This is a genomic window from Olleya sp. KJ81-1 (assembly GCF_055808135.1).
The window spans coordinates 1997120-2020460 of sequence record NZ_CM147854.1 but is presented as its reverse complement, the minus strand read 5'-3'; the positions used below and the strand labels follow the sequence as shown (position 1 = coordinate 2020460).

Below are 23341 nucleotides of genomic sequence, written 5' to 3'. Positions count from 1 at the left end.
TAGACTAACTATCTGCCAACCCATTTTTAATTAAGTTGTATCATGAAGCCATTTACCTTAATAACAATTCTCTGTTTGTTTTTTGTAAGTTGTAATTCATCACAAAAAAATGACAGCTTAGTTTTAAAAGACAAACAAAATAAAAAAGCAATAATTGTGTATGGTAGTGATACTTGTCATTATTGTATAGATACAAAATCCTATTTAGAAAAAAATAATATACCCTATACTTTTTTTGATATAGATAAGAATGAAAAAGCATTACAACAAATGCTGAATAAGCTTAATAAAGCAAAAATAGATGTCACCAATTTAAATATTCCGGTAATAGAAAAAAATGGTGAGATATTTACTAATGATATTAATTTTGAAGATTTTTTAAAAAAATAAAACAATAGTATTATGTTAAAAAAACCAAAATTAAGCTTCTGGCAAATACTGAATATGAATGTTGGATTTTTCGGAATTCAATATAGTTTTGGTCTACAACAAAGTGCAGTAACACCAATTTATGATTTTTTAGGTGCAAGTCCAGATCAAATTCCAATTTTACACCTTGCTGGTCCAGTGACTGGGTTGTTAGTTCAGCCAATTATTGGAGCATTAAGTGATAAAACATGGAGTCCAAAATTTGGAAGACGTAAACCTTTTTTTAATAGGTGCAATTGTATGCAGTTTAGCACTTCTGGCATTTCCTTTTAGCAGTTCATTATGGATGGCAGCAGGATTACTTTGGATTTTAGATGCAGGAAATAATACAGCTATGGAACCTTATAGAGCATTAATAGCAGATAAACTTGATGATGACCAACAACCTTTAGGTTTTCAGATGCAAAGTTTTTTTACAGGATTAGGACAAGTATTAGCTAACTTATCTTTATTTATATTCCCTTTAATTTTCATTGGCTCAACAGGATCTTTACCTACTTGGGTTTATGCGTCATTCTTTTTAGGTGCATTTTGTTCAATAGCTTCAATTATATGGAGTATTAGCAAAACGGAAGAGATTCCGCCAACACCAAAAGAATTAGAAAAACTCAAAGAAAAAAGAAGCGTGTTTGGGCCATTAATTGAAATTTTTTCAGCTATAAAAGATATGCCTAGGGTTATGTGGCAATTAGCTTTAGTCTACTTATTTCAATGGTACGCATTGTTTTGCTATTGGCAAAATTCTTCAAAAAGTGTAGCCTTATCTGTATGGAATGCTACACCTGATAATAAAGAGGCATATAGCGAAGCTGTAAGTTGGACAGGATTAGTAAACGGATGGTACAATGTAGTTACTTTTTTAGTCGCTTTTGCACTAGTAGGGTTCGCTAAAAAATATAGTGCAAAAAAAGTACATGCATTTTGTTTGTTGATTGCTGCAATAGGTTTTTTAGCATTTCCACACATTCAAAATAAAAACTTGTTATTTTTTGCTATAACAGGTTTTGGAATTGGTTGGGCAAGTATGATGGGAATACCCTATTTAATGATTGTTGCAGACATACCCAAAGAACGCTATGGAGTATATATGGGTATTATTAATATGATGATTGTTATACCAATGATAATTCAAACACTATCATTTGGTTATATATTAAAGTATTTTTTAAATAATGATCCACGAATGGCAATCTCTTTTGCTGGTGTACTTTTAATAATCAGTGCAATATTAACACTATTCATTAAAAGTAAAAACAATATAAAAAACGCGAAGATTCAGCCTACTGGGCATTAAAACTTTTTAAATTACATTTTATTATGAAAAACATAGACATTCTATGTGTAGGAGAGGTGTTAATTGATTTTATTGGTCATCAGCCTGAAGCCTTAATAAACGAAACAAGAGATTATCACCGATTTTTAGGTGGCTCTCCCACAAATGTAGCAATGAATTCAGCAAGATTAGGGCTAAATTCAGTATTGGTATCCTCAGTTGGTAATGACGGTTTAGGAGAGTATATATTTAAAAAATTGGCCGAAGTCGGTGTTAATGCATCCAATGTTAACATCATTCAAAAAAAACCAACTAGTGTGATTTTTGTGTCTAGGTCATCGGGTACACCTGATTTTATACCTTACAGAGAAGCAGATTGTGTTATTACAGAAGATCAAATAACAACAAAAAATTTAAAAGACACCAAAATTTTTCATACCACTTGTTTTGCTCTAAGTAAAGATCCTGCGCAAGCAACAATACTAAAAAAAGCAGAAGAAGCATTTAATTTAGGATGTCAATTAAGTATAGATATCAATTATGCGGATAAATTATGGAATAGTAAAAATGAAGCTTTAAAAATAATTAAAGCTTATTGTAAGTTTAATCCTTTGGTTAAAATAAGTGAAGATGATATGCTTAGATTGTTTGGGAAAAAATTACCAGACGAAGAAATCTTTTCATTTTTCCATGCCGAAGGCGTTGACACTGTATGTTTAACTCTAGGAAGTCAAGGCGTTAAATTATCTCAAAAAAACAAACAAATTTTACAGTTACCTGCAATTAAAATAGAAAAAATCATGGATGCTACAGGAGCAGGAGACGCTTTTTGGTCAGGATTTTTGTATGCTTATAGTCAGAAAAAAACAATGAAGGAATGCTTGGATGTAGCACTTAAATTAGCAGCGCTAAAACTTCAAAATGTGGGCAGGTTACCTGAAAACATTAATATTGTCTCTAAATTACTTTAAGTTTTTTCTAGTAATAAAAATATATATTCAAATGTCAGAAATTACTATCTCAAATGGTGTCATGTTTAATGCTTATCCAGATAGCATTGGTGAAAAATGGAGTGATACCATAAAATTATTAAAAACACCAGAATTCAAAGATGTATTTTCTTTGTTTTATGTCCTTCCTACATTTTTTAATAGTGATTTAGATAGAGGTTTTTCTATCATAGATTACAATTTAAATGAAGATTTAGTTACTACTCAAGATTTGCGTGATTTAGATAATTTAAATATCAAACTTAAATTTGACATTGTATTAAATCATTTATCAGTAGCATCTCCACAGTTTAAAGACTTATTAAAATACGGAGAACAGTCAAAATATAAAGATTTTTTTATAAACTGGAATCAGTTTTGGGGTAATAATGGAAGCATGGATAATCAAGGTGTTGTTATTCCAGAAAAAAAATATTTGGATAAATTATTTATGCGTAAATCAGGGCTTCCAATATTAAAAGTACCATTTCCGGATGGTAGCGAACAGCCCTATTGGAATACTTTTTATCAAGATATAAAATATCAAGAAATTTCAATTAACGATCTTAAACAGATACCCAATCTAATCCCTGAGGATGCTGTGTTAATTTGCGAAAAAATAAATCAATTAATTCAAAATAATCAAGATGTATCGCAAATTGATTTAGGAAAATTTACAAGTTTTAAACCAGAAATATTGAAAGTTGTAAATAGTAAAAGACACTATTTAGGGCAAATGGATGTAAATGCAAAATCGCCATTAATTTGGGAATTTTATGAAGAAACTTTAGAAAAAGTTAATGGTTATGGCTGCAACATTTTGCGATTAGACGCTTTTGCATATTTGCATAAAGAAGTAGGGCAATCCAATTTTTTTAATAAACCTGGTACTTGGGATTATTTAGAGCGCATAAAAAAAATAGCTCAAAAAAATAATTTAATGCTGTTACCAGAGATTCATGCCGAATATGGTTTAGGATTACATGATGAAGTAGCGAGTAAAGGCTATTATATTTATGATTTTTTTCTTCCAGGATTAGTCATTCATACTTTAGAAACAGGTTGTAATATTGCACTTTTAAAGTGGATAAATGAAATAGTGACTAAAAAGTATAAAACCGTAAACATGTTAGGCTGTCATGATGGAATACCTGTCCTAGATCTAAAAGGAAAAGCGGTTAATAGTAATTATAATGAAGGTTTATTGGAGGATAAAGAAATAGAAGCCATAATGGATACCATAATAAGTCGTGGTGGACGTGTTAAAAACCTTTATGGGCCATCAGGTACAAAAATATCTTACTATCAAGTAAATGCGACTTTTTTTAGCGCTTTAGGAGAAGATGAAAAAAATTACTTTTGGCTCGAGCTATTCAAATGTTTGTCCCAGGAATACCTCAAGTATGGTATTTGGATATTTTTGCGGGAAAAAACGATTATGAGGCAGCAGATAATGCTGGAAGTGGAGGACATAAAGAAATTAATAGAACAACCTTAAGTCATGATGACATTGAGGCAGGACTAAAAAAAGATATTGTACTTAAACAATTAGAGATAATTAAAATAAGAAATACATGTCATGCCTTTACTGGAAAAGTAGACATAAATACGTCTAATAAAAACACATTAGACATAACATGGCAAACCCAAAACAGTCAAGCACAACTTTTAGCAGATCTTAAACACTTGTCGTTTACAATACAAGTAACAGAAAATAATCAAACAAAAACATATCATTATTAAAATTTAATTAATCAAAGATTATTCAAAGTCTCTCTCATTTTTTTATGTTCAAACGTCTTAAAAACTTACATTTGTAATTCACTAAAACTTAAAGTGAAATTATGAGCAAACAAAGTAGACGTCGTGAAGCTTTAGTATATCATGCAAAGCCAACTCCAGGTAAAATAAAAGTAGTTCCAACAAAAAAATATGCAACCCAAAGGGATTTAGCCTTAGCTTATTCTCCAGGTGTGGCAGAACCTTGTTTAGAAATAGAAAAAGACGTTAATAACGTTTATAAATATACAGCTAAAGGTAATCTTGTAGCAGTAATAACTAATGGTACCGCAGTTTTAGGATTGGGTAATATTGGTCCAGAAGCCTCTAAGCCAGTAATGGAAGGTAAAGGCTTATTATTTAAAATCTTCGCAGATATTGATGTTTTTGATATTGAAGTAGATACTGAAAATGTTGAAGAATTTATTCAAACAGTAAAAATGATAGCTCCAACGTTTGGAGGTATTAACCTAGAAGATATTAAAGCACCTGAAGCTTTTGAGATAGAAAGACGCTTAAAAGAGGAACTTGATATTCCTGTAATGCATGATGACCAACATGGTACTGCAATTATTTCTGCAGCAGCATTATTAAACGCATTAGAGCTTTCTGATAAAAAAATTGAGGACGTTAAAATCGTAGTAAGTGGTGCAGGTGCAGCAGCAATTTCTTGTACGCGTTTATATTTAGCATTTGGTGCTAAACGTGAAAACGTGGTCATGTTAGACAGTAAAGGGGTAATTAGAGATGACAGAGATAATTTAACATCTCAGAAAGCAGAATTTGCAACTCATCGTAAAATTGATACATTGGATGAGGCAATGATTGACGCTGATGTATTTGTTGGTTTATCAACTTCGGATATTGTAACGCCTGCCATGTTATTAGTTATGGCTAAAAACCCTATAGTATTTGCTATGGCTAATCCAGATCCAGAAATTGGTTATGATTTGGCAATTGCAACGCGTAAGGATATTATTATGGCTACAGGACGAAGTGACCATCCTAATCAAGTTAATAATGTACTAGGATTTCCGTTTATTTTTAGAGGAGCTTTAGACGTTAGAGCAACTAAAATTAACGAAGCCATGAAAATGGCAGCTGTAAAAGCATTGGCTGATTTAGCTAAAGAGTCTGTGCCAGAACAAGTAAATATTGCTTATGGCGAAACACGCCTGACGTTTAGTAAAGAGTATATTATACCTAAGCCATTTGATCCAAGATTAATAGCAACTGTACCTCCAGCTGTAGCAAAAGCAGCAATGGAAAGTGGTGTGGCTAAAGAGCCAATTGAAGATTGGAAAAAATATGAAGAGCAATTATTAGATAGATTAGGTAACGATAATAAGATTGTAAGATTATTATTAAACAGATCTAAGCTAGATCCAAAGCGTGTTGTTTTTACAGAAGCAGATTCTTTAGATGTATTAAAAGCAGCCCAAATAGTTTACGAAGAAGGTGTTGCTATACCAATTTTATTAGGTAGAAAAGAAGAAATTGAACGCTTAAAAGAAGAGCTAGAGTTTGATGCAGATGTACTAATTATTGATCCTAAATCTGACGAGCAACTTGAACAAAAAAATAAGTACGCAAAAATATATTGGGAACAACGCAGAAGAAAAGGAGTAACGTTGTTATTAGCTGAAAAGTTAATGAGAGAACGTAACTACTATGCAGCAATGATGGTTAATGAAGGTGATGCAGATGCATTAATTTCTGGGTACTCTCGTAGTTATCCTTCCGTTGTAAAACCAATGTTGGAACTAATAGGATTAGCACCAGGATCCACAAGAATTGCGACAACAAATGTTATGATGACCCAACGTGGTCCTATGTTTTTAAGTGACACTTCAATAAATATAAACCCATCAGCTCAAGATTTAACTAAAATAGCGCAAATGACTGCTAAAGTGGTTAAAATGTTTGGAATGGAACCAATTATGGCAATGACTTCTTATTCTAACTTTGGCTCATCAAAAGACCAAACAGCTACTAAAGTTAGAGAGGCAGTATCTTATTTACATAAAAGACATCCTGACTTATTAGTAGATGGAGAGTTACAAACAGATTTTGCTTTAAACAGTCAAATGTTAACAGATAGTTTCCCGTTTTCTAAACTAGCAGGTAAAAAAGTAAATACTTTAATCTTCCCTAATTTAGAGTCTGCAAACATTACTTATAAGTTATTAAAAGAACTTAATAATGCAGAGTCCGTTGGACCAATTATGATGGGAATGCGTAAACCTGTACATATCTTACAACTACATGCAAGTGTTGACGAAATTGTAAACATGACTGCAATAGCAGTAATAGATGCGCAACAGAAAGAAAAGTGGGAAAAAAACTTAGAAAACAAGAACTAAAATAATGTAAAGATAATTTTCTTACATTTGGAGAGTTAACAAAAATTTATGATTACACACATACAAGGAAAGTTAGTAGAGAAAAATCCAACAGATGTAGTCATCGATTGCAACGGAGTGGGTTATATGCTAAATATATCATTGCATACCTATTCTCAAATTCCTAATCAAGAAAATTTAAAGTTATATACGCATCTTCAAATAAGGGAAGATGCGCATACTTTATATGGTTTTGCTTCAACATCAGAAAGAGAATTATTTAGACTTTTAATTTCTGTAAGTGGTATTGGTGCAAATACAGCAAGAACCATGTTATCATCTTTAACGCCAAAACAAATTAGAGAAGGTATTGCTGTGGATGATGTTGCTTTAATTCAATCTATTAAAGGAATAGGGATAAAAACAGCACAAAGAGTAATAATAGATTTAAAAGATAAAATCTTAAAAATTTACGATATAGACGAAGTTTCTGTAAGTCAAAGCAATACTAACAAAGATGAAGCGTTATCTGCTTTAGAAGTATTAGGTTTTGCTAAAAAACAAGCAGAAAAAGTACTGGATAAAATTGTCAAAGACCAACCAGAAGCTAACGTAGAAACAATTATCAAACTAGCCCTAAAAAATTTATAATTTATTTTGAATACAAGTCAACTTAGCTTTTATAAATCCCTTAAACATTTTTTACTAACTGCTTTTGCATTGTTAGTCTCAGGATTTTCTTTTGCTCAAGAAGAAAATGAAGTAGAACAAGATAGTACCAAAACAGGTTTTAGTTTAGGGAATATCCAAATGCAAAATCCATCAAGTATACAATCTAAGTACACGTATGATCCTGTAACGGATAGATACATATATACTGAAACTGTTGGAGAGTTTAATATTAATTATCCAGTAATTCTAACACCAGATGAGTATCTAGAATTAGTATCAAGCCAGAATTTGAAATCGTATTATAAGGATAAGATTGATGCTTACGACGGTAAAAAAGGAGATGTAAAAGAAGCTCAGAAAAACTTAATACCAGAGTTTTATGTCAACTCTAGTTTTTTTGAAAGTATTTTTGGTGAAGGACCAATATCCATAATACCACAAGGTACTGTTGAAATGGATTTAGGTGTCTTATTTACTAAACAGGATAATCCATCATTTTCTCCAAGAAACAGACGTAATTTTTCATTCGATTTTGACCAACGTATCAGTCTAAGTATGATTGGTAAAGTAGGATCAAGATTACAAGTAACAACTAATTACGACACACAATCTACTTTTGATTTTCAAAATTTAATTAAGTTAGAATACACACCAACCGAAGATGATATCATTCAAAAAATTGAAGTTGGTAACGTTAGTATGCCAATTAATAGCTCTTTAATTTCTGGAGCACAAAGTCTATTTGGTGTAAAAACACAATTAAAATTTGGTAAAACAACAATTACAGGAGTATTCTCAGATCAGCGTTCTGACGCTAGGTCTGTAACTGCTCAAGGTGGCGGAACATTAGACGAGTTTGAGTTTTTTATTAGAGATTATGATGAGAATCGTCACTTTTTCTTAGGACAATACTTCCGTAATAACTACGATCAAGCACTATCAAATTACCCTTTTATAAATAACAACATTCAAATTACAAGAATAGAGGTTTGGATAACTAACAGAAGTAATCGTACTGAAAATGTTAGAAACTTTGTCGCTTTCCAAGATTTAGGAGAAACCAGTATCATTGGTAATCCAGGCGTTTCTGTTACAGGAGGACCTAATGCATTTCCGGATAACGGAAACAATGGATTAGATCCAACTAACATTGGTAACGCAGGATCGCAATTAAATAATGCAATTAGAGATATTGCAACAGCGCAAAGCGGAATCTCAATTTCAGGTTTTAATGAAGGTTTTGATTATGCAAAGCAAGAAAATACTAGAAAATTAATTGAAGGTCAAGAATATACCCTAAACACACAATTGGGTTATATTTCTTTAAACCAAAGATTAAATAATGACGAAGTCTTAGCGGTTGCTTACCAATACACAGTCGGAGGACAAGTATTTCAGGTAGGAGAGTTTGCAAATGATGGTATTGGAGCAACAGATGTTGCTGTAAATTCAAGTGGAGAAGTTACTAATGTTACAAATAATGCATTAGTATTAAAACTATTAAAAAGTAGTATCACTAGTGTCTCTCAACCAATATGGGATTTAATGATGAAAAACGTTTACGATACAGGCGCTTTTCAATTAACTCAAGAAGATTTTAAATTAAATATTTTTTATAACGAATCTGCTCCTGTAAACTATATTACTGCTGTAGAAGGTACGCCTTTCGGAACCGATTTTGAAGGCGAACCTATAGATCAAACCACATTATTACGCTTATTTAATTTTGATAGATTAAATTACAATAACGATCCACAAACTAATGGAGACGGTTTCTTTGACTTTGTTTCAGGCATTACTGTAATTCCGCAAAATGGTAAAATTGTATTTACTAAAGTAGAACCTTTTGGTCGTTATTTATTTGATGTTTTAGATAACGACGGTAATACAGGTAATAACGCGTCGGATTATGAAGCAGATATATATACCAATGCCAATCAAGAAAAGTATGTCTATGATTTACTTTATAAAGCAACCAAAACAGCAGCATTAGACGAGAGTCAAAAAAATAAATTCCAAATTAAAGGACGTTATAAATCTTCAGGTGGAGACGGAATCCCAATTGGAGGATTTAATGTACCAAGAGGATCCGTTCGTGTATCAGCTGGAGGACGTGTTTTAGTAGAAGGACAAGATTATACAGTTAATTACCAATTAGGACGTGTTTATATTATTGATGAAGGTTTAAAAGCATCCAACATTCCAATTGAAGTATCAACCGAAAATAATTCGATTTTTGGACAGCAAACTAAACGTTATACTGGATTAAATGTAGAACATAAGTTTAATGACAATTTTGTAATTGGAGGAACATATATTAATTTAAATGAACGTCCAATTACTCAAAAAGCTAATTATGCTAATGAGCCAATAAACAATACCATTTTTGGTTTTAATGCTAATTATTCTTCGGAAGTACCGTTTTTATCTAGGTTAGTTAATAAATTACCTAATATTGATACAGATGCACCATCTAATATTTCAGTTAGAGGTGATTTTGCATACTTACTACCAGGTGCACCAAAAGGAACAGATTTTAATGGAGAAGCGACTGCTTATATCGATGATTTTGAAGGTACACAAAACGGAATAGACCTTAAATCTGCACAATCTTGGAGCTTATCAAGTAGACCACTTAATGTAAATAATTCTACAGCGTTAGATAATAACGGAATAGAAAACGGTTATGGTAGAGCCATGCTTAACTGGTATACTATTGATCCTATATTTTATGGTAGTCAAAGACCATCAGGAATATCAGATGATGATATGTCAGGATTATATACTAGTCGCGTTTTTGTTAACGAGCTGTTTCCGCAACAGGACATTGCTCAAGGTCAAACATCAGTTTTAAATACTTTAGATTTAACATATTATCCTCAAGAACGAGGTCCATATAACTTTGAGCCAGGTACAGAAAGTGGTGTAATACCTAACCCAGAAAGTAGTTGGGCTGGAATAACAAGACAGATTACATCTACGGATTTTGAACAAGCAAATGTTGAATATATCGAGTTTTGGTTACAAGATCCATTTCAGGAAAACCCAGGAAATCCAGGTGGAAAATTATTTATCAACTTAGGTAATATATCAGAAGATGTGCTTAAGGATGGACGTAAACAATATGAAAACGGTTTACCTCAAGATGGAAATATTAGTTTGCTGCCAGAAACGGTGTTTCAATCTGTAGTGCCACAAAATCAAGCCTTAATTTATGCGTTTGATACAACAGGTCAAGAAAGAACCAATCAAGATGTTGGATTTGATGGATATGATGATGTTGAGGAAGCAGCTAAGTTTCCTTCAGGTTTTTCTGGACTAGCAGATCCTGCAAAAGATAATTATGACTATTATTTAAATGCAGAAGGTGACGTATTTAACAGATACAAATTATATAATGGTGTAGATGGTAACTCTCCAGATGCATTTAGTGATACCAATAGAGGGTCAACAACGCAACCAGATGTAGAGGATGTCAATAGGGATAATACCATGAATACTATTGATAGTTATTTTGAGTATCAAATTGATATAACTCCAGCATCATTAAATATTAATAACGAGTATATTGTTGATACAAAAAACGTAACAGATACTAACAATCCAAGAGTATTACCAAATGGAGAGACTGAATATCCTAGATGGTATCAGTTTAGAATTCCTATTCGTACAGATGACGAGTTTGTTGTAAATGGTATTACGGATTTACGTTCTATAAGATTTTCTAGAATGTACCTTAACGATTTTCAGCAACAAACAACATTAAGATTTGGAACATTAGAGCTGGTTCGTAGTGATTGGAGACGTTTTCAATTGTCATTAGATGGTGGTGCAACACCTTTAGATTTTGATGATACAGCCTTTACTGTTGGTGCTGTAAGTACACAAGAAAATGACGGAAGTTATGTTTCGCCACCAAGTGTAGTGCCAGAGCAGCTTAACAATAACAACACTATTGTTAGACAAAATGAACAAGCACTTGTCGTAGATGTTTGTGATCTTAAAGCTAAAGACTCCAGAGCAGTATTTAAAAATATTAGTGTAGATATGCGTCAGTACAAAAAACTGAGAATGTTTATGCATGCTAGAGATGGAGAAACACCTGGACTTACAGATTCTGATTTAGTAGGTTTTATTAGAATGGGTAATGACCTTACAGAAAATTACTATCAAATAGAAGTACCATTAAAAGTGTATAATGGAGGTGCATCTGCCGAAGCGTATTGGCCAGAAGAGAATGAAATTAATATAGAATTAGAAATTTTACAACGTATAAAGTCTTTAGGGATAAGCAACCAAACATTAACGGATGGTACAGCAAATTTTTATGATGTAGTTGGTGGAGATTTAGTACCAGTTATAGATCAATATGGAGGTTATGTTTTAGGACAACAACGTGTTGCTATAAAAGGAAATCCTAATTTTGGAGATGTTAGAACATTAATGGTTGGTGTCAAAAATGGTACAAATAACTTGCAATGTGGAGAGATTTGGTTTAACGAATTGCGTTTGTCAGAACTAGAAAACGAAGGTGGTTGGGCAGCAATTGTTACGGTTGATACACAATTAGCAGATTTTGCTAGTGTAAGTGCAACTGGTAGAATGAGTACTGCTGGATTTGGAAATGTAAACCAAGGACCAAATGAGCGTAGTCTTGAAGATAGTAAACAATATGATGTAGTAACTAATGTAAATGTTGGTCAATTATTGCCTAAAAAATGGGGAATTCAAATTCCGTTTAATTACGGTCAAGGAGTGGAAGTTATTACACCTAAGTATGATCAACAATACGAAGATATTGAGTTAGACACACGTTTGGATGCTGCTATTGATGATGCAGAAAGAGATTTGATTTTAGAACAATCGGAAACATACACAAAGCGTAAAAGTATAAACTTTATAGGTGTTAAAAAGAATAGAACAGGAGAGGCTAAACCAAGTTTTTATGATGTAGAAAACTTAACGCTAAATTATTCTTATAACAAAATGGAGCATCGTGACTTTGAGATTGAAAGATCTGTTGATAAACAGGTTAGAGCAGGTGTAAATTATGCTTATAATTTTGAACCTAAGTTAATTGAACCTTTTAAGAAAAACGATTCGTTATTTACTGGTAAGTATTGGAAGTTTTTAAAAGAATTAAACTTTAATGTATTACCTGCTAGTTTCACTATAAATACAGATTTAAATAGACAATTTAATCGTCAAAAATTTAGAGATTTAGATTTAACAGGTAACAATATTGGTTTAGAAGAGTTGTACAGACGTAATTATAATTTTGACTACCAGTACAATCTTAATTGGAATTTGACAAAGTCGCTTCAGGTAAATTATTCTTCGTCAAATAATAATATTGTTAGAAATTACTTCAAGGATAATATTATAAATGGAGAGCCAGATCCATTATTAGACGTATGGGATGGTTTCTTTGATTTTGGAGATCCAAATAGACAACAACAACAAATTGGAATTAATTATGAGATTCCACTTAGTAAAATACCAACTTTAAGCTTTTTAAAAGCAACCTATTCTTACTCAGGATTGTTCCAGTGGCAAAAAGGGTCTGACTTATTTGGTAATTTAGTTGGTAACGATGGTTTGACTTATAATTTAGGAAACACAATATCAAACGGAAATACACATAATATTAATTCAACTTTAGACATGAATAAGTTGTATAAATATTTAGGAATTTCTGCTAAACCTAAATCTAGAGGAAATAAAGTTGCTAGAACATCTAGAACTGCTGGACCTCCAGGTATTGCAAATAAAGAAAAAGAGAAGGCTAAAAAAGCAGGTGATGGTATAGGATCTAAAATAGGTAATTTTGGTATCGGATTATTAACCTCAATAAAACGTATTCAAGCAGTATATAGCGAGACTAATGGTACTTTTTTACCAGGTTATTTACAAACTCCAGGTTTTTTAGGAACAGCAAAACCTACTATAGGTTATACTTTTGGAAGTCAAAGTGATGTTAGAGATTTAGCTGCCAGAAATGGTTGGTTAACTGCCTTTCCTGATTTTAACCAACAGTATACTACTAACCAAACTAAGCAATTAGATCTTTCAGCTAACCTTGAGCCTTTTAGTGATTTTAAAATAGATTTAGTTGGATTTAGGACTTACGCAGAAAATTATACAGAAAATTACAGAGTAGAAAACGGACAATACTTATCATTAACGCCTAATACATTTGGTAATTTTAGTATTTCATCTTTTACATTGCCAACTGCTTTTGGTAAGAGTGACGAGACTAGTTCTCAGGCTTTTGATGACTTTAGAAGTAATAGGTTAGACATAGCAAGACGACTAGCAGTACAAAATGGATCAGATCCAAACGATGTTGATGCTGACGGTTATCCTAAAGGTTTTGGTAAAACAAGTCAACAAGTATTATTGCCAGCATTTGTAAGTGCTTATACAGGTCAAAAAACAAGTAAAACTAAACTTGGTGCATTAAGAAACGTGCCAATACCAAATTGGGACGTAAAGTATTCTGGTTTCATGAAAATGAAATGGTTTAAAAAACGTTTCAAACGTTTCTCTTTAACACATGGTTATAGATCAAGTTATAGTATAGGACAATTTAGAACAAATTTAGATTTTGATGGTATAGACTATGGACTAGATTATGACTTACAACCTAGCGAAGATTTAGATCAAGCAGGAAATTTTAAAAGTGAAAACTTATATAGCAGCGTAACTCTTACAGAGATGTTTAGTCCGTTATTCCGTTTTGACATGGAAATGAAAAACTCGGTTAGAATATTATTAGAAATGAGAAAAGATAGAATGCTATCATTAAGTTTTGATAATAATTTAATGACAGAAATAGCAGGTAACGAGTACGTTGTTGGTTTAGGATATCGTATTAAAGATTTACGTATTAAATCTAATTTAGCAGGTCCTAAAAAAGCGATTGTTTCAGATTTAATTATGTCTGCAGATTTATCTGTAAGAGATAATAAAACCATCATACGTTATTTAGACCTAGAAAACAATCAAATTACAAACGGTCAAACTATTTGGGGTCTTAAATACAATGCAGAATATGCCTTTAGTAAAAACCTAACAGGTGTGTTTTATTTTGATTATTCTTTCTCTGAATATGCAATTTCAACAGCGTTTCCTCAAACAACTATTAGATCAGGATTAACGTTACGATATAATTTTGGAAATTAAGAAAGCATTGTTTGAAATTAATAGTCATTTAGATACATTTGCAATTCACTTAATAAATATATAATGAACATACCAGCAGAATTAAAATACACTAAAGACCACGAGTGGGTTAAAATTGAAGGAGACCAAATTACCGTTGGAATTACAGATTTTGCACAAAGCGAATTAGGAGATATCGTTTACGTTGAAGTAGAAACGTTAGATGAAACTCTTGAGGCTGATGAAGTATTTGGTACAGTTGAAGCTGTAAAAACAGTTTCAGATTTATTTTTACCTGTATCTGGAGAAATTGTAGCTTTTAACGATACGTTGGAAGATGAGCCAGAAAAAGTAAACACAGATCCTTATGGTGACGGTTGGATGGTTAAAGTAAAAGTATCTGATGCCTCTCAATTAGACAAGTTATTATCAGCAGACGACTATAAGGTTTTAATTGGTGCGTAAATTACTTCCTGTCATTAGTATTGGTTATAGCATTGCTTTATTAGTATCATGTTTGATAACGGTAAAGGGTGTTATAGAAATGCCAAACAATAATGATAAAGTAATTCATGCAGCTGCTTATTTTGTTTTTACTTGCTTATGGTTTTATACTTTTTTCACAACTTTTAAAAAAAGTAAACCTCAAGCCATTAAGATAACAGTAATTTTTTCCATAGCATTTGGCATAATTATTGAGATATTACAGGAGGTGACAACACAGACTAGACAAGCAGACTACAAAGACGTTATAGCAAATATTATAGGAACACTATTAGCAGTGTTATTAATTAATTTAATTACAAACTTGAAAGTTAAAAACAACTAATACCTTGTTTTTTTGACAAATAAATAGTTATTTTAGCATTCAGTTTAAATTTACAGATATGGAATCTAAGAAAAATACAAAAGCAGACGTAGGACGTAATAGTTCTCTTTACGTAGCAGTAGGACTAGCATTAATGCTATTTTTATCTTACTCAGCAATCAATTATACAACAACTGATAAGTCAGATATTGATATAGGACAATTAGTTTTTGATAACGAAGATGATGATGATGTTCCAATCACAGAAATGCTTAACACACCACCACCACCACCACCACCACCTGCTGCTCCAGAAGTAATTGAAGTTGTAGAAGATGAAGAGGATGTGGAAGAAACAATTATAGAATCTACTGAAACTACTCAAGAAGAAGTTGTTGAGATCGAAATTGCAGATGTTGAGGTTGAAGCAGTAGAAGAAGATGTAGATGTACCATTTTCAATTATTGAAAATGTACCTGTATATCCAGGTTGTGAAGGAGAGCCTAACAACAATGCAAAGAAAAAATGCATGTCTGAGAAAATCGGAAAGTTTGTAAGAAAGAATTTTAACAATGACTTAGCACAAGAGTTAGGTTTAGATAGTGGTATTAAAAGAATTAATGTTGGTTTTAAAATTGATAAAACTGGTAACATTGTAAACATTCAAGCAAGAGCACCACACCCTAAATTAGAAGCAGAAGCTAAAAGAGTTATTGGTAAGTTGCCTAAAATGAAAGCAGGTAGACAAAGAGGTAAAGCAGTAAATGTACCTTACGGATTACCAATTACTTTCAAAGTAGAGTAATACATATTCCATATATATTAAAAATCCCGTTACAATTAAGTAACGGGATTTTTGTTTTTGGTATGCTTATTGTGATTTTGTCATAACATTAACATTTAAACTATATATATTATGAAAAATTCGAAAGAATCTCGTGATCTCACTCGCCAAAATGAGAAAAACGTGCAAAAATCACAAAAACATGATGCAAATTTACAAAAAAACTCGTCGTTGTACTTCCAGATTGGGTTAATTATGTGTCTATTGGCTGCCTATGGTGCATTAGAAATGCGTTTTCAGTCTAGTGATTACATTATACCACTAACAGCATACGTAGATTCTGAAAATGATGCTATGTTTGCGCCTTCAGTTTTAGTAGAGCCAGATGCTGTAGAAACATCAGAGCCTGTAAAAACCAAGCCAGTCCATATTATCAAACCCGAAATTATTGATAATGATACGCCTGATAAAAAGGAAACAGATAATTTGATTCCAGAAATAGTAAAGCCAACAAAACCAAAAGGTAATGTTACAGTGGATTTAGGAGCTTTAGATCCTCCAAAAGTAGATCCAGATATAGAATTACCATTTGAGAAGGTCGAGGTTATGCCTATTTTTCCTGGTTGTGAAAGCGCAACGACCAATGACGAAAGACGAAAATGTATGTCTGATAATCTTACAAAGATTGTAAAACGTAGATTTGATGCAGGATTAGGAGCAGAATTGGGTTTAAAGGAAGGTGTTCAAAAAATTTATATCCAATTTAGAATTAATAAGTTTGGAGAAGCTGAGTTAGTGCAAACAAGAGCACCACACCAAAGATTAGAAAAAGAAGCAGAAAAAGTGGTTAGTAAAGTACCACAAATGACGCCTGGATTACAAGGTGGTAAACCGGTTTCAGTATTATATACTTTGCCAATTGCTTTTCAGGTTAAGTATTAATATAAATAATAAATATTAAGTCGCTACTAGATAATGGTAGCGACTTTTCTATTTTAAAGCGTTAATAAAAAGCAGTATCTTTCGGCTAAATTAAAACCTCAATCTAAATATGAAGACGTTCATTTTAGGACTATTATTATGTACTTCAGCAGTAATCTACGCTCAAGATACAACTGATTATCAAATACCACCTCGTTTTGAGAATTGTCAAGATGCTGAGATAAAACAATTAGACCATTGCTTTAATCAAGAAGTATATAAACTTATATATTCAGAATTTAAACTTCCAGATAGTATTGATAAAAACTATACTGGTCAAATGGCAATAATTTTTGAAGTCACCAAAGACGGTAACTTTAAAACTATTTATATTGATGCACATAGTAAAGATTTAAAAGAAGAAGCTAAACGCGTTTTTGAAGCTTTTCCTACTATCCAACCAGCTACTTACAATGGTAATCCAACGTTTAAGCAATACAGTTTTAATTTATATTTTCCATTAAATCAGAAAAACACACCTCAAGCGTTGCCTAGTATTACAGATGTTAAAACAGATAATAATAGTGACTTAAATCAAATTGCGCAATTAACGGATTTGCAACAAAAAGCAAAGCAAGAGTTTGACAGTGTGCAAAAAGCAACAACTAAGTATACCAATAAAGCTTATACAAGTCAAATCAATATTCCTTTTTCTCATGAAAACTACTTTAGATTTGATCAGGATATTAATAGGATAGGAACTAATAGTCATACAGCATCAAAACCTTATCGTTATGAAGATGTGTCCAATTATTACGATTTTTCTGCTGAAAATTTAAAGCTGCAAAAGGATGCTGAATCATGGTTAGGTCGTAAGCTTTGGAATGAGCATTTGGCACAAATACAAGGCGAAGATTATTGGTTTACAGTAGACCCTATTCTTGATTTACAATTAGGAAAAGATACAGATGCAGATTTTGGTACAACGTATAACAATACTAGAGGCTTGTACATACAAGGAGGTTTAGGAAGTAAACTTAGTTTTTCGGCTTCAGTTTTTGAAAGTCAAGGACGTTTTGCACAATATTACAATCAATATGCCGAAAGTTTAAAAGCATTTGGACCAGATCCTGCAATTATACCAGGTCGTGGTATTGCCAAACGCTTTAAAGAGGATGCTTATGACTATCCAGCAGCAGAAGCCTATTTATCGTATACACCAGCTAAATTTTTAAACGTCCAGTTTGGACATGGCAAACAATTTATAGGTGATGGTTATAGAAGTTTACTGCAAAGTGATGTGGCAAGTCCTTACCCTTTTTTAAAATTAAACACGACCTTCTGGAAAATTAAATACACCAACACGTGGACTTGGTTAAAAGATGTGCGTGATGCAGCAGTGGTGGATAAAGCATTCAGAACAAAATATATTGCAAACCATTATTTAAGTTGGAATGTATCCAAACGTTTTAATTTAGGTTTGTTTGAGTCTGTAATCTGGGAAAATACTAATGACAGAGGTTTTGATATCAATTACCTAAACCCATTAATATTTTTTAGAGCTATAGAGTTTGAAACTGGTCAAGGTGCTGGTAATGCAATATTAGGAGCATCAGGTAAATATAAACTTAGTGATAATGCAAATGTATATGGTCAATTTATTTTAGACGAATTTTCATTAAACGATGTCACAGGAGGAAACAAAAGCTGGAAAAACAAATTTGGTTTCCAATTAGGTGCAAAATATTACAATGCCTTTAAAGTTAAAAACTTAATGCTTCAAGCAGAATACAATCAAGTTAGACCATATACCTATTCTCATAATACAATTGTATTAAACTATGCGCACAACAATCAACCTATGGCTCACCTTTGGGGAGCAAATTTTAGAGAGTTGGTGTTAATTGGACGCTATCAAAAAGACCGTTGGTTTGGAGAGGCAAAATTAGTAACAGGTATTAGAGGATTTGATGTAAACGATGGTACAGACAATTTTAGTTATGGTGGTGATGTCTATCAAGATTATAACGACAGACCTTTTGATACAGGAGTAACAATAGGTCAAGGTATAAAAACAACATCTGTAAACGCAAGTACACAATTAGGCTATTTGGTTAATCCAGCCTCTAATTTAAAAGCATTTGTAAATTTAAGTTATCGTAATTTTAATCCAGAAGCACAAACAGCTTCGGTTTATAATAACAGTACGGTTTGGATTAATTTTGGGATTAGAACAGACTTATTTAATTGGTATTTTGATTTGTAAAAATTTTAAAAATATAAAAAAAACCACAAGCCCAAAAACCTTGTGGTTTTTTTATGCCAAATTCCTTTTTAGCAGTATCTTTGCATCAGAAAAAAATAGCGTTGGTTTGAGTACAACTGTAACCCCTACAATTAAACATACAGCATTATCAGATTTTAAAGAAATCACTAAAATGCGCTTGTCTTTAAGCGTCGTGTTTTCATCAGTTGCTGGTTATTTTTTAGGAGCAGATACTATCAGCCTAAAAATTGTTTTATTGCTTGCTTTAGGAGGTTATTTTATGGTTGGAGCCAGTAACGCTTTTAATCAAATTATTGAAAAAGATTTAGATGCCTTAATGCATCGTACCAAAAACAGACCTGTTGCTTCTGGTCGTATGACGGTTAATACAGCCTTTTTAATAGCTTGTGTTTTTACTATTTTAGGTATTGGTATTTTATATTCAATAAACGCACAAACAGCAATGTTTGGAGCCATTTCAATATTTTTATATACAAGCGTTTACACGCCTTTAAAAACAAAAACACCATTATCTGTATTTGTTGGTGCTATTCCAGGAGCTATTCCTTTTATGTTAGGTTGGGTTGCAGCAACAGATAATTTTGGTATTGAACCAGGAACTTTATTTGCTTTACAATTTTTTTGGCAATTCCCTCATTTTTGGGCAATTGGTTGGTTTTTATTTGAAGATTATAAACGTGGAGGCTTTTTTATGTTGCCTACAGGTAAACAAGATAAAGGTACAGCAGTGCAAACCATTTTATACACGGTTTGGACTATTTTAGTGTCTATTGTTCCAGTATTTGGTGTAACTGGACAATTAAAATTATCTATCGTTGCAGCAATAATAGTTTTAAGTTTAGGATTAGTCATGCTGTATTATGCTATTCAATTGTATAAAAAAATGACTGAAAAAGCAGCAAAACAATTAATGTTGTCAAGCGTACTATATATTACATTAATACAGATTGTATACGTTATTGATAAATTTATAAGATAAAATGGATTTAACTCAAGGGACTTTAGAAGAAAAAACGGGACGTGCAAAAAAAATGATGTTGTACTTTGGTATAGCGTCTTTAATTATGTCTTTTGCAGGATGGACTAGTGCATTTATTGTAAGTAGTTCTAGACCAGATTGGCTTAATGATTTTCAAATGCCTCAGCCTTTTTGGATTAGTATTATAATAATGGTAATAAGTAGTATTACTTTTATAATCGCTAAAAGAGCATTAAAGCAAGGTAAAAATGGATTAACTACTGCAATGCTAACTTTAACATTTGTGTTAGGGTTATTTTTTATTTACAATCAATTTGTCGGTTTTAATCAAATTATAGACTTAGGATTTAACTTTACAGGACCAACAAGTAATATTACAGTAACATATATTTACCTAATTGCAGTAGTACATATGGTACACGTGCTAGTAGGTTTGGTTCCGGTATTAGTGGTGTTAATCAATCACTTAAGAGGTAAATATTCTCAAGATAATATGGTTGGGTTTGAATTAGCAGAAACCTTTTGGCACTTTGTTGACTTGCTATGGATCTACCTGTTTTTTTCTTATACTTTTTTCTAAACTAAAAAAATATTGATCTAATAAGACCAAAACCTTATTTAGATACTATAAAATTAGAGTTTGGTATTTTTTTAACTGAATAAAATGATTATTTTTGTGCCACATTTTAACAACTAATTTAACACTATGAATACTACAGTTGCAACTACTGATACAGAAGGAAAGACTTGGGGAGGTGGTAACCAACCATTAAAAGCAAGTTATGGTAAGATGATGATGTGGTTTTTTATCGTATCAGATGCATTAACATTCTCTGGGTTTTTAGCAGCCTATGGTTTTTCAAGATTCAAATTTATTGATGCTTGGCCAATTGCAGACGAGGTTTTTACTCACGTACCATTTTTCCATGGTAATTATCCAATGATTTATGTAGCGTTTATGACGTTTGTATTAATCATGTCTTCAGTGACAATGGTATTAGCAGTGGATGCTGGTCACCATTTAAACAAGAAAAAAGTGACTTGGTACATGTTTTTAACCATTATTGGTGGTTTAATATTTGTTGGGTCTCAAGCTTGGGAGTGGAATACTTTTATTAAAGGAGACTTTGGTGCTGTACAAACAAAAGGTGGTAACATCCTTCAGTTTGGAGAAAATGTAACTGTGGATGGAGAACAAACTTTTAAACGTTTAGCTATAGCAGATTTTGCTACTGCTGCACCTACAGACAGGGTAGAGCATGAGCGTAAAAATGGACTTTGGTTTGTAGGAGAAGGTACTTTACCTGCTTATCAAGTAAGCGATATCGTTAAAGGTATGGAAGCTAATCCTAATGTGTTAGTTAGAACGCAAATCATTAACGAAGAAGGTGAAAAAACAATCTTAACAAGAGAGCAATCTTTAAAACAAATTAAAGAAAACGGTAAATTAGTAGTTCAAGGAGCTAACTTACATGTAAACGAATATGGTTCGCCATTATTTGCAGACTTCTTTTTCTTTATTACAGGATTTCACGGATTTCACGTATTTTCAGGAGTTGTGCTTAACATCATTATTTTCTTTAATGTTGTTATCGGTACATATGACAGACGTAAAAACTACGAAATGGTTGAAAAAGTTGGTCTTTACTGGCACTTTGTAGATTTAGTTTGGGTATTTGTATTTACATTCTTCTACCTAGTTTAATAATTTTATAGAAAAGAAATATCATGGCAGACGCACATAAATTAGAAATATTTAGAGGATTAATTAAGTTTAAATCTAATACTCAAAAAATTTGGGGAGTTTTAATCTTGTTATCTATCATTACAGCTATAGAGGTTGTTTTAGGTATCTACAAACCATCTTGGGGAACCAACGTTGTGTTAGGGATGAAACTTTTAAACTGGATTTTTATCATCTTAACAATTGTTAAAGCATATTATATTACTTGGGATTTCATGCACATGCGTGATGAATTACCTGGATTAAGACGTGCTGTTGTTTGGACAGGAATATTCCTTATTTGTTACTTAGTATTTATATTATTACAAGAAGGAGGTTACGTTTTTGATGTATACGACAAAGGATTTATCAAAAGAGATTTCTAAGTAAAGAAATCGATATAAAATATAGTTAAAAGGTGGTTTATTAAAGCCACCTTTTTTATTTTTGTATAATTAAAAAAAGCATTGAGATTATGGATAAAAAGAAATTGAAAAAAGGAATTACCTTAGGTGCTTTATTTTTTTACCAGTAATCTTTTTGTTGTTTTTATATCCTTCTACTAATAACTACAATCCTTTAGACGTTGTTAAAAATAACGTCCTTGATTTTCAAAACTTGTCTTCAGCTACAACAGACTTACAATTAGAAAATCATATCACAGTTTTAGGTTTTTTAGGTAAAGATCCAGAATCAAAAGTTGTTGAAACCTCTAACCTAAAAGAATTAATTTACGATAAGTTTCAAGGCTTTAAAAAGTTTCAAGTTATTATGTTGGTGTCTAAATCTACATCAGATGCAACAGATAGACTTAAAAAAGAATTAACTAAATACGGAGAACTTAAATATTGGCATTTTGTTGAGTTGGATGACTCTGATACAAAAAAAATGTTTAATAGCTTAAGGTCAAGTGAAGTCTTAGATTTTAATTTAGCAACTAACAAAGTATATATTGTTGATAAGGAATTAAATCAGCGTGGACGTTTAGATAACAGAACCAAAAAAGAAATAGAACAAGGTAAACAAGCCTATCCGCTTACTGCTTATAATGCATCAGAAGTTGCACAGCTTAAAAATGTCATGGGAGCAGATGATTTACGTGTTTTGTTTACAGAGTATAGGCAAAAACGTAAAGGCGAGTTTAACTCGACCTCTAGACGTGCAGACGATTTAAAAGGAGACACAAACTAA

At 32.1% G+C, this 23341-nt stretch carries 17 protein-coding genes and 1 pseudogene; all 18 read left to right on the top strand.

Going from position 1 to position 23341, the window contains the following annotated elements:
* Nucleotides 1-75: 75 nt before the first annotated feature.
* The 18 genes and pseudogenes from AC0L3M_RS09640 to AC0L3M_RS09555 all read left to right on the top strand — a co-directional run bounded on the left by AC0L3M_RS09640 (nucleotide 76) and on the right by AC0L3M_RS09555 (nucleotide 23341).
* On the top strand, nucleotides 76-390 hold the full coding sequence (locus AC0L3M_RS09640; protein ID WP_473430592.1) for a glutaredoxin family protein: 315 nt from the start codon (nucleotides 76-78) through the stop codon (nucleotides 388-390).
* 12 nt (nucleotides 391-402) lie between these two features.
* A pseudogene (locus tag AC0L3M_RS09635) lies at nucleotides 403-1723 on the top strand (MFS transporter).
* 23 nt (nucleotides 1724-1746) lie between these two features.
* The gene (locus AC0L3M_RS09630) at nucleotides 1747-2673 is read left to right on the top strand and encodes a carbohydrate kinase family protein (protein ID WP_473430591.1); all 927 of its coding nucleotides are present in this window, start codon (nucleotides 1747-1749) and stop codon (nucleotides 2671-2673) included.
* Nucleotides 2674-2704: 31 nt separating this feature from the next.
* Nucleotides 2705-4189, top strand: a complete 1485-nt coding sequence (locus AC0L3M_RS09625; RefSeq protein ID WP_473430590.1) for an alpha-amylase family protein — start codon at nucleotides 2705-2707, stop codon at nucleotides 4187-4189.
* Nucleotides 4102-4434: a hypothetical protein gene (locus AC0L3M_RS09620; protein ID WP_473430589.1), complete on the top strand. Its 333-nt coding sequence runs from the start codon at nucleotides 4102-4104 to the stop codon at nucleotides 4432-4434. Before AC0L3M_RS09625 ends, AC0L3M_RS09620 begins: the two co-directional genes overlap by 88 nt.
* Before the next feature lie 101 nt (nucleotides 4435-4535).
* Nucleotides 4536-6833 carry an NADP-dependent malic enzyme gene (locus AC0L3M_RS09615; RefSeq protein WP_145003637.1) on the top strand — a complete coding sequence of 766 codons (2298 nt, stop codon included), beginning with the start codon at nucleotides 4536-4538 and terminating at the stop codon, nucleotides 6831-6833.
* Between the two features lie 48 nt (nucleotides 6834-6881).
* Complete coding sequence (ruvA, locus tag AC0L3M_RS09610) at nucleotides 6882-7463, top strand: Holliday junction branch migration protein RuvA (RefSeq protein ID WP_145003633.1); 582 nt, start codon at nucleotides 6882-6884, stop codon at nucleotides 7461-7463.
* Between the two features lie 6 nt (nucleotides 7464-7469).
* Nucleotides 7470-14669, top strand: coding sequence for a T9SS outer membrane translocon Sov/SprA (sov, locus tag AC0L3M_RS09605; protein WP_473430588.1), 7200 nt, complete (start codon nucleotides 7470-7472; stop codon nucleotides 14667-14669).
* A gap of 63 nt (nucleotides 14670-14732) precedes the next feature.
* The gene (gcvH, locus tag AC0L3M_RS09600; protein WP_473430587.1) at nucleotides 14733-15113 is read left to right on the top strand and encodes a glycine cleavage system protein GcvH; all 381 of its coding nucleotides are present in this window, start codon (nucleotides 14733-14735) and stop codon (nucleotides 15111-15113) included.
* Nucleotides 15106-15477, top strand: coding sequence for a VanZ family protein (locus AC0L3M_RS09595; RefSeq protein ID WP_341587617.1), 372 nt, complete (start codon nucleotides 15106-15108; stop codon nucleotides 15475-15477). Before gcvH ends, AC0L3M_RS09595 begins: the two co-directional genes overlap by 8 nt.
* 58 nt (nucleotides 15478-15535) lie before the next feature.
* Nucleotides 15536-16261, top strand: coding sequence for an energy transducer TonB (locus tag AC0L3M_RS09590; RefSeq protein ID WP_145003620.1), 726 nt, complete (start codon nucleotides 15536-15538; stop codon nucleotides 16259-16261).
* A gap of 111 nt (nucleotides 16262-16372) precedes the next feature.
* Nucleotides 16373-17182 (top strand): energy transducer TonB, encoded by an 810-nt coding sequence (locus tag AC0L3M_RS09585; RefSeq protein ID WP_473430586.1) that lies wholly within the window; start codon nucleotides 16373-16375, stop codon nucleotides 17180-17182.
* 109 nt (nucleotides 17183-17291) lie between these two features.
* Nucleotides 17292-19427 carry a gliding motility protein RemB gene (locus AC0L3M_RS09580; protein ID WP_473430585.1) on the top strand — a complete coding sequence of 712 codons (2136 nt, stop codon included), beginning with the start codon at nucleotides 17292-17294 and terminating at the stop codon, nucleotides 19425-19427.
* Between the two features lie 106 nt (nucleotides 19428-19533).
* Nucleotides 19534-20427 carry a heme o synthase gene (gene cyoE / locus AC0L3M_RS09575; RefSeq protein ID WP_028283404.1) on the top strand — a complete coding sequence of 298 codons (894 nt, stop codon included), beginning with the start codon at nucleotides 19534-19536 and terminating at the stop codon, nucleotides 20425-20427.
* Nucleotide 20428: 1 nt separating this feature from the next.
* Nucleotides 20429-21007 (top strand): cytochrome c oxidase subunit 3, encoded by a 579-nt coding sequence (locus AC0L3M_RS09570; RefSeq protein ID WP_473430584.1) that lies wholly within the window; start codon nucleotides 20429-20431, stop codon nucleotides 21005-21007.
* 126 nt (nucleotides 21008-21133) lie between these two features.
* Nucleotides 21134-22132 (top strand): cytochrome c oxidase subunit 3, encoded by a 999-nt coding sequence (locus AC0L3M_RS09565; RefSeq protein ID WP_292947635.1) that lies wholly within the window; start codon nucleotides 21134-21136, stop codon nucleotides 22130-22132.
* Nucleotides 22133-22155: 23 nt separating this feature from the next.
* Entirely contained in the window at nucleotides 22156-22536 is a 381-nt protein-coding gene (locus AC0L3M_RS09560; protein ID WP_473430583.1) for a cytochrome C oxidase subunit IV family protein, read from the top strand.
* A 154-nt stretch (nucleotides 22537-22690) separates the two neighbouring features.
* Nucleotides 22691-23341 (top strand): hypothetical protein, encoded by a 651-nt coding sequence (locus AC0L3M_RS09555; protein WP_473430582.1) that lies wholly within the window; start codon nucleotides 22691-22693, stop codon nucleotides 23339-23341.